The sequence below is a fragment of the Saccharomonospora iraqiensis subsp. paurometabolica YIM 90007 genome (genome assembly GCF_000231035.2).
In the GTDB taxonomy this organism is placed as follows: Bacteria; Actinomycetota; Actinomycetes; order Mycobacteriales; family Pseudonocardiaceae; genus Saccharomonospora; species Saccharomonospora paurometabolica.
Genome location: NZ_KI912232.1, coordinates 95,672 through 103,727 on the forward strand (window position 1 = coordinate 95,672; position 8,056 = coordinate 103,727).

7 protein-coding genes are annotated in these 8,056 nt (G+C 72.3%); 6 read left to right on the top strand and 1 reads right to left on the bottom strand.

All coding sequences use genetic code 11. The annotated features are described in order from the left end of the window. The 3 genes from infB to rbfA form a co-directional block, all read left to right on the top strand. The coding region (gene infB / locus SACPADRAFT_RS0210945; RefSeq protein WP_007025583.1) for a translation initiation factor IF-2 at positions 1-1,942 on the top strand (1,942 nt) is incomplete at its 5' end. 74 nt (positions 1,943-2,016) lie between these two features. Then, on the top strand, positions 2,017-2,322 hold the full coding sequence (locus SACPADRAFT_RS0210950) for a DUF503 domain-containing protein (RefSeq protein WP_007025584.1): 306 nt from the start codon (positions 2,017-2,019) through the stop codon (positions 2,320-2,322). Between the two features lie 17 nt (positions 2,323-2,339). After that, positions 2,340-2,780 carry a 30S ribosome-binding factor RbfA gene (gene rbfA / locus SACPADRAFT_RS0210955; RefSeq protein WP_007025585.1) on the top strand — a complete coding sequence of 147 codons (441 nt, stop codon included), beginning with the start codon at positions 2,340-2,342 and terminating at the stop codon, positions 2,778-2,780. Between the two features lie 239 nt (positions 2,781-3,019). Here rbfA and SACPADRAFT_RS0210960 read toward each other — a convergent pair whose 3' ends face one another. Beyond that, positions 3,020-4,087 (bottom strand): TRM11 family SAM-dependent methyltransferase, encoded by a 1,068-nt coding sequence (locus tag SACPADRAFT_RS0210960; RefSeq protein ID WP_007025586.1) that lies wholly within the window; start codon positions 4,085-4,087, stop codon positions 3,020-3,022. A gap of 164 nt (positions 4,088-4,251) precedes the next feature. Here SACPADRAFT_RS0210960 and SACPADRAFT_RS0210965 point away from each other — a divergent pair, with 164 nt between their 5' ends. The 3 genes from SACPADRAFT_RS0210965 to truB form a co-directional block, all read left to right on the top strand. After that, positions 4,252-5,529, top strand: a complete 1,278-nt coding sequence (locus tag SACPADRAFT_RS0210965; RefSeq protein WP_051442442.1) for an MATE family efflux transporter — start codon at positions 4,252-4,254, stop codon at positions 5,527-5,529. 160 nt (positions 5,530-5,689) lie between these two features. Then, positions 5,690-7,009 carry an MFS transporter gene (locus tag SACPADRAFT_RS0210970; protein ID WP_007025588.1) on the top strand — a complete coding sequence of 440 codons (1,320 nt, stop codon included), beginning with the start codon at positions 5,690-5,692 and terminating at the stop codon, positions 7,007-7,009. Between the two features lie 370 nt (positions 7,010-7,379). After that, positions 7,380-8,056 (top strand): tRNA pseudouridine(55) synthase TruB (truB, locus tag SACPADRAFT_RS26985; RefSeq protein WP_040924205.1); only part of this gene is annotated, 677 nt, incomplete at its 3' end.

The following is an 8,056-nucleotide window of genomic DNA, read 5'->3' on the forward strand; positions in this document are numbered from 1 at the left end:
CCCCGGCGGTCGCGGCGGTGCCGCGGGTGCGTTCGGCAGGCCCGGTGGGCCCGCGCGCAAGGGCCGCAAGTCGAAGCGGCAGAAGCGCCAGGAGTACATGGAGAACATGCAGGCGCCGTCGGTCGGTGGCGTCCGCCTGCCCAAGGGCGGCGGCGAGACCATCCGGCTTCCGCGTGGCGCCTCGCTGACGGATTTCGCGGAGAAGATCAACGCGAATCCGGGTTCCCTGGTCCAGGTGCTGTTCCATCTCGGCGAGATGGTCACCGCGACGCAGTCCGTCTCCGAGGACGTGCTCGAGCTGCTCGGCACGGAGATGAACTACAACGTCCAGGTGGTCAGCCCCGAGGAGGAGGACCGCGAGCTGCTCGAGGCCTTCGACATCACCTTCGGGGAGAACACCGGCAGCGACGACGAGCTGCGGGCCCGGCCCCCGGTGGTGACCGTGATGGGTCACGTCGACCACGGCAAGACCAAGCTGCTGGACACGATCCGGCAGACGAAGGTCGCCGACGCCGAGGCCGGCGGCATCACCCAGCACATCGGTGCCTATCAGGTCGAGACCGAGGTCGAGGACGAGCCCCGCACGATCACGTTCATCGACACCCCGGGCCACGAGGCGTTCACCGCCATGCGTGCCCGTGGTGCGCAGGCGACGGACATCGCGGTGATCGTCGTGGCGGCCGACGACGGTGTGATGCCACAGACGATCGAGGCGGTGAACCACGCACAGGCGGCGAAGGCGCCCATCGTGGTCGCGGTCAACAAGATCGACGTCGAGGGCGCGAACCCGGCGAAGGTGCGGCAGCAGCTCACCGAGTACGGGCTGGTGGCCGAGGAGTACGGCGGCGACACGATGTTCGTCGACGTCGCGGCCAAGCCCGGGCTGAACCTCGAGGGGCTGCTGGAGGCGATCGTGCTGACCGCCGACGCGGCGCTGGACCTGCGGGCCAACCCGCGGATGGAGGCCCAGGGTGTCGCGATCGAGGCGCACCTCGACCGCGGCCGCGGTCCGGTGGCGACGGTGCTGGTGCAGCGGGGCACGCTGCGCGTGGGTGACTCGGTGGTCGCCGGGGACGCCTACGGGCGGGTGCGCCGCATGGTCGACGAGCACAACCACGACGTCACCGAGGCGGCGCCGTCGCGGCCGGTGCAGGTCATCGGGTTCACCTCGGTGCCGAGGGCGGGTGACACGTTCCTCGTCGTGGAGGAGGACCGGGTGGCGCGGCAGATCGCCGAACGTCGCCAGGCCCGCATCCGCAACGCGGAGAACGCCGCCAAGCGCAAGCGCGTCAGCCTGGAGGACCTGGACTCCGCACTGAAGGAGACCAACACCCTCAACCTGATCGTGAAGGGTGACAACTCGGGTACCGTCGAGGCGCTCGAGGCGTCGCTGAACCAGATCGACGTGGGTGACGAGGTCGACCTGCGGATCGTCCACCGCGGTGTCGGTGGCGTGACGGAGAGCGACATCGACCTGGCCACGGCCTCCGACGCGATCGTGCTCGGATTCAACGTGCGGGCACAGGGCAAGGCGACCGAGCGGGCGAGCCGCGAGGGCGTCGACGTCCGGTACTACACGGTGATCTACCAGGCGATCGAGGAGATCGAGCAGGCCCTCAAGGGCATGCTCAAGCCGGTGTACGAGGAGGTCGAACTCGGGCGGGCCGAGGTCCGCGAGGTGTACAAGTCCTCCAAGGCCGGCACGATCGCGGGGTGCATGGTCACCTCCGGCCACATCCGGCGCAACGCCAAGGCGCGCGTGCTCCGGGACAACGTGGTGGTGTCCGAGAACCTGCCGGTCAACTCGCTCCGGCGGTTCAAGGACGACGTCACCGAGGTCCGCGACGGGTTCGAGTGCGGTATGACTCTCGGCCGGTTCTCCGACATCAAGGTCGGGGACGAGGTCGAGACGTACGAGATGCGCGAGAAGCCGCGCGAGTGATCCGACCGACCGGCCGGGTACGGGGTCCGTACGGACATCCGCCCGGTCGGTCCCGATCCACCGGGGGCCGGACCGTGTTCGTCGGCGCGCTGGAACTGGACGTGCTGCTCGGGGACGTGCAGTCGTTGAAGCAGAAGCGGTCGGCGGTGCGGCCGGTCCTGGCCGAACTGCGCCGACGGTACGAGGTGGCGGTGGCCGAGGCCGGGCACCACGACCTGCACCGGCGTGCGTTGATCGGGGTGGCGGCCGTGTCCGGCGACGCCACCCATGTGCGGGACCTGCTGGACTCCTGTGAACGGTGGGTCGCCGACCGCCCCGACCTCGAACTGCTGTCGGCACACCGGCGGTTGTTGGGGCCGGAGGACGAGGCTGGTGACTGAGAAGAAGGGGGTGCGCCGTGGCTGACGGGGCACGCGCACGGAGACTGGCCAAGCGGATCGCGCAGATCGTGGCGTCCGCCTTGGAACACGACATCAAGGATCCACGCCTGGGCAACATCACGGTGACCGATGCCCGGATCACCGGGGACCTGCGGGACGCGACCGTGTATTACACGGTGCTGGGGGAGAATCTGGACACCCCGCCGGACTTCGCCGGCGCCGCCGCGGCACTGGAGTCGGCACGGGGTGTGCTGCGGACGAAGGTGGGGCAGGGCACCGGCGTGCGCTACACGCCGACGCTGACGTTCGTCGCGGACAACCTCCCCGGCGAGGCGCGGCACATCGACGACCTGCTCGCCCGCGCGAAGGAGGCCGACGCCGAGGTCGCCCGCCGGGCGACCACCGCCCACCCCGCGGGGGAGACCGACCCCTACCGCCTCCCTCAAGACGAGGACTGACCACCCACTCCAGTCCCGCGAGTTGACACCCCATGCCCGTCAGTTGACGTTGCAGAACCGTCGGTTGACGCTCCGGGGTAGGGGCCTCCCCCCACCGGGGCGAGGAGAAGCGGACGAACGACGCCTCGGGCACGTCGACTCGCGGGTCTTGCACGTCGACTCACGGGCCCCGCGCGTCAACTCGCGGGCCCTGCACGTCAACTCGCGGGCCTCGCGTGTCGACTCGCGGACACGGAGTGTCAACTCGCGGGGTTTCGGGCGATGAGGACGTCGCGGAGGATGGACTGGTCGACCCGGTGGGCCAGGGTGGTGTGGGCCGGGTCGGTGACCACGGTCAGGCCCGCGTCGGTGAGCAGGGTCGTGAGCTCGTCGCGGTCGAGGACGTAGGTGTTGTACGACACGCCCAGCGCGCCGCCGCGGCGCAGCACCCGGGTCCACACCGGCAGGGCTGCGGCGAGCAGCTCGCGCGGGCTGCGGGACAGGCTCTCGTCCCGCGCCTTGCTGCCGTGCCGCACCCCGTACGGGGCATCGGTGACGATCGCGTCCACCGAACCGGGCCGCAGCAGTTCGTCGGTGCGCAGCGTGTCGGTGTTGTAGTAGGTCACCCGGCGGGTGTCCCCGGCGCGGTAGGCCTCCTTCGTCGCGCCGTAGGTGACGTCGAGCCGCTGTCCGAGGCGCGCCTTGTTCCGGCGCAGGGCCCCGGACTCCGCACTGTGCTTGATCCGCTTGGTGCGCAGCCACGTCTTCAGGAACCGCTCGTAGGCCTCGAAGTCCTTGCCGTCGGTCTCCACGCCGGTGGCGTCGAACCCGTACATCATGGCCTGGTTCAGGGTCGTGCCCCGCCCGGCAAGCGGGTCGAGGACGTGCGGCGGCCGGTGCCCGTCGCCGGGCCGGGCGCCGCGCAGCAGGTCGGCGGGCCGGTCGGTGGCCAGCATCGTCAGGTTCACCAGGAGCCGGGTGAACAGCTCGTTCGTCTTGCCCGTGTACTTCTGGATGGTGAGCAGGTCCGAGTCGAACAGGGCGACCGGGTCCAGTGTCAGCGGCCGCAGCAGCTCGCCGCGCACCTCGAACAGTGCGTAGGCCGACGACAGGTTGGACAGGTACGCGACGTCCTCCTCGGACAGTGGTTCCCCGGTGCCGAGGATGACGTAGTCCACACCGCCGATCGTGCGCGTGTCCGTGCCGGTGACCGTGGTCGTCAGCACCCGGTCGCCGAACGCGGCGAGTTCCGCCCGCAGCAGTCGGGGCGAGGTGTCGGTGTAGACGCGGTTGGCCGACGGCAGGATGAGGATCGCGTACTCGGGCATCGCAGGGCAGCCTAGCCGAGCCGCGGGCGGGCCCGGGCGTGCCGGTTACGCTCGTCCGCGTGGTCGAGACGGCGGAGGGGCACGGCGAGGACACGCCCGGCACGGATGACGGAACGGATCCGCCGCCGGCGGCGGGGACCGGGGGCCGGGTCCCGGCCCGGCGGGTGTTCGGCCTCGCCGTCCCCGCACTGGGGGTGCTGGCGGCCGAGCCGCTGTACGTGCTGGTGGACACCGCGGTGGTCGGGCACCTCGGCGCACTGCCGTTGGCCGCGCTCGCGCTCGGCGGCACCCTGCTCTCCCTGGTGTCGACGCAGCTGACGTTCCTGTCGTACGGCACCACCGCCCGGACGGCGCGGCTGCACGGCGCGGGACGCCGTGCCGAGGCCGTGGACGAGGGGATGCAGGCCACCTGGCTGGCACTGGCGGTCGGGGTGGTCATCCTGCTGGTGGGGCAGCTCGCGGCCGAACCCGTCGCCCGGCTGATGTCCGGCGACGACACCGTCACCGCGCAGACCGTGTCGTGGCTGCGGATCGCGCTGTTCGGGGTGCCGATGATCCTGGTCACGATGGCCGGCAACGGCTGGATGCGCGGGGTGCAGGACGCCGTGCGCCCGTTGCGTTTCGTGCTCGCGGGCAACGCGCTGTCCGCCGTGCTCTGCCCCGTGCTCGTCTACCCGGTGGGGATGGGGCTGGAGGGCTCCGCCGTGGCGAACGTCGTGGCGCAGACGATCGCGGGCGGGTTGTTCTTCCGGGCGCTGCTCGTCGAGCGTGCCCTCGGGCGTCCGGCGCCGTCGGTGATGTGGGCGCAGTTGCGCCTCGGCCGGGACCTCGTCCTGCGCAGCCTCGCCTTCCAGGCGTGCTTCGTCTCGGCCACGGCCGTGGCGGCCCGCACCTCCACCGTGGCCGTCGGCGCCCACCAGGTGGTGTGGCAGCTGTGGACGTTCCTCTCGCTCGTGCTGGACTCGGTCGCCATCGCCGCGCAGTCGCTGATCGGGGCGGCGCTCGGCGCCCGGGACTCCCGGCAGGCGAGGGGCGTGGCCAACCAGATCACCGCCTACGGTCTGGGGCTGGGCTGCGTGCTCGCGGTGGCCTTCGCCGCCGTGTCGCAGGTGCTGCCGAAGGCGTTCACCACCGACCCGGGGGTGCTGGCCACCATCCCGCAGGCGTGGTGGTTCTTCGTCGCCCTGCAACCCGTGGCCGGGGTCGTGTTCGCCCTCGACGGGGTCCTGCTCGGGGCGGGGGACGCCGCGTTCCTCCGCAACGCCACGGTCGGCAGTGCCGTGCTCGGCTATCTGCCGCTCATCTGGATCTCCCTGGCCGTCGGGTGGGGGCTGAGCGGTATCTGGACCGGCCTGACGCTGTTCATGCTGCTGCGCCTGGCGTTCGTGGTGTCCCGCCTGCGCTCCGGGCGCTGGGCGGTGGAGGGCGCCGTCCGCACCTGAGCGGCGACGACACCGGTGTCCCGGTGTGGGCAACGACACCGGGCTCGCGGGTACGTCCCGCGGATGTTTAGGCGATACAACCAAATGGGGCGACGGTGTCGTGGCCCCGTCGTGTCCCGGTGCCGCCCGTCCGCCGTCGCCCCGCCCCTGGAGGAACTCCGTGCCGTCCCGGCCCGTCCCGGCCGCCCCCGTCCGCTCGTGGCTGATCTGGCTTATCGCCGCGGGTGTGTACGTCCTCGCGGTGTTCCACCGCACCTCGTTGGGGGTGGCGGGGCTGGACGCGGCGGAACGGTTCGGCGTCGGTTCCGCCGCGCTCGCGACGTTCACCGTGCTCCAGATCGGCGTCTACGCCCTGATGCAGGTGCCGACCGGGGTGCTGGTGGACCGGTTCGGCCCGCGCCGGGTGCTCACCGCGGCGCTGCTGCTGCTCGGGCTGGGGCAGATCCTGCTCGCCGTGGCGCAGTCCTACCCGCCCGCCCTGCTCGCCCGCGGGATCCTGGGCGTCGGTGACGCCCTCACCTTCGTCTCCGTGCTGCGGCTGGCCGCGAACCACTTCCCGCAGCGGCAATACATGCTCGTCACCGCGCTGACCGGGGCGCTCGGGTTCGTCGGCAATCTCGCGGCGACACTGCCGCTGACGCTGCTGCTGGCGGGCCCGGGCTGGACCCCCACGTTCCTGACCGCGGGGCTGGTGACCGTGGCGTTCGTGGCCGTGCTGCTGGCGGCCGTGCACGACACCCCGCACGCGCGGCGCACCGAGTCGCGCACGGTGCCGGTGCGCGAGGTGGGCGAGCAGCTCCGGGCCGCGCTGCGCGTGCCCGGGACCCGGCTCGGGTTCTGGACGCACTTCTCCGCGCCGTTCGGGCAGAACGTGATGGTGCTGCTGTGGGGCGTGCCGTTCCTCGTCGAGGGGCAGGGTTACGCCACCACCACGGCGAGTTCGCTGCTCATGGTGTTCGTCGTCGGTGCGATGGCGGGCGGCCCGCTGCTCGGCGGCGTCGTCGGCCGCCGACCGGGCGTCCGCATGCCGCTGGTGGTCACCTACCTGCTGGCCGTGGGGGTGACCTGGGGCGTGCTGCTGGGCTGGCCCGGCCGCATCCCGGTGGCGGTGCTGGTGCCCGCCTTCACGGTGCTGTCCCTGGGCGGCCCGGTGTCCACCATCGGGTTCGGCCTGGTGCGGGACTACAACCCGCTGCCCCGGGTCGGCACCGCGACCGGGGTGGTCAACGTGGGCGGTTTCGTGGCGACGACGGTCACCTCGCTGCTCATCGGCGTCCTGTTGGAGCTCACCGGAGGGCGCTACGGGATCGCGCTGCTGGCCATGCCCGCCGTGCTCGCGTTCGGGTCCTGGCGGATGGCCGTGTGGTGGCTGCGCGCCCGGGCGGCGGTGTTCGCGGCACAGGAACGCGGCGAGGACGTCCCGGTGCGGCTGCGCAGGCACCGCTTCGACCTCCGCCCCGCCGACGGCCCCGCGGCCTGACCCGCGGCGCCGGGGTCCCGGTCAGCGCAGCTCGGCCGCCCGCTCGCCCCGTGCCCGATCGAGCACCGCGACAGCCGACGTGGCGGCTCGCTCGACACGGTGCGTGGCGCGGTCGAACACCTCGGTCGTGGTCGGCTGCCCCGTGTGCCTGTTGACCGGACCGGGGGGGGGGACTGTCGTTCCAGCTCTGACGGGAGTCACTCATGCAGACATAGTGAATGCGGAACCGAATGGTGACTCGGGGCACCGTCGCACCCACCGACCCGGCGGGCGGGTCCGGCCGGGGCGGGGGCCGGTGGTTACAGTGCGGCGCGTGGCAAGCGATTCCCCACCACCCCCCGGACTGTTGATCGTCGACAAGCCGAGCGGCATGACGTCGCACGACGTGGTCGCCAAGGCCCGGCGGCTGCTCGGTACCCGCAAGGTCGGGCACGCGGGCACGCTCGACCCGATGGCCACCGGCGTCCTCGTCCTGGGGATCGAGCGGGCGACCAAGCTGCTGGGCCACCTCTCCCTGGACCGCAAGACCTATCTGGCCACGGTGGTGCTCGGCTCCGCCACCACCACCGACGACGCCGAGGGTGAGGTGCTCTCGGAGGCGGACCCGCAGGCGGTGGACGCGGTCTCCGACGACGCCGTCCGCGCGGCGGTGACGGCGCTCACCGGCGAGATCGACCAGGTGCCGAGCGCGGTGAGCGCGGTGAAGGTCGACGGCAGGCGCGCCTACGCCCGGGTCCGGGCCGGGGAGGACGTGGACCTGCCCTCCCGGCCGGTCACCGTGCACCGGTTCGACGTCCTGGCCGTGCGGCGGGAGGAGGGCAGGCTGGAGTTCGACGCGATGATCGACTGCTCCTCCGGCACGTACGTGCGCGCGCTGGCCCGGGACCTCGGCGACGCGCTCGGTGTCGGCGGGCACCTCGGGGCGCTGCGCCGGACCACGGTCGGCCCGTTCACCCTCGCCCGCGCCCGCACCCTCGAACAGGTGGAGCAGGAACCCGGCCTGTCGCTGAGCCTGGACGAGGCCGTGGCCGCCGCGTTCCCCCGGCG

Coding starts and splice junctions, on each gene's coding strand:
- SACPADRAFT_RS0210960 (WP_007025586.1), bottom strand. CDS start 4,087: ATGCCCGAGTACGCGATCCTCATCCTGCCGTCGGCCAACCGCGTCTAC.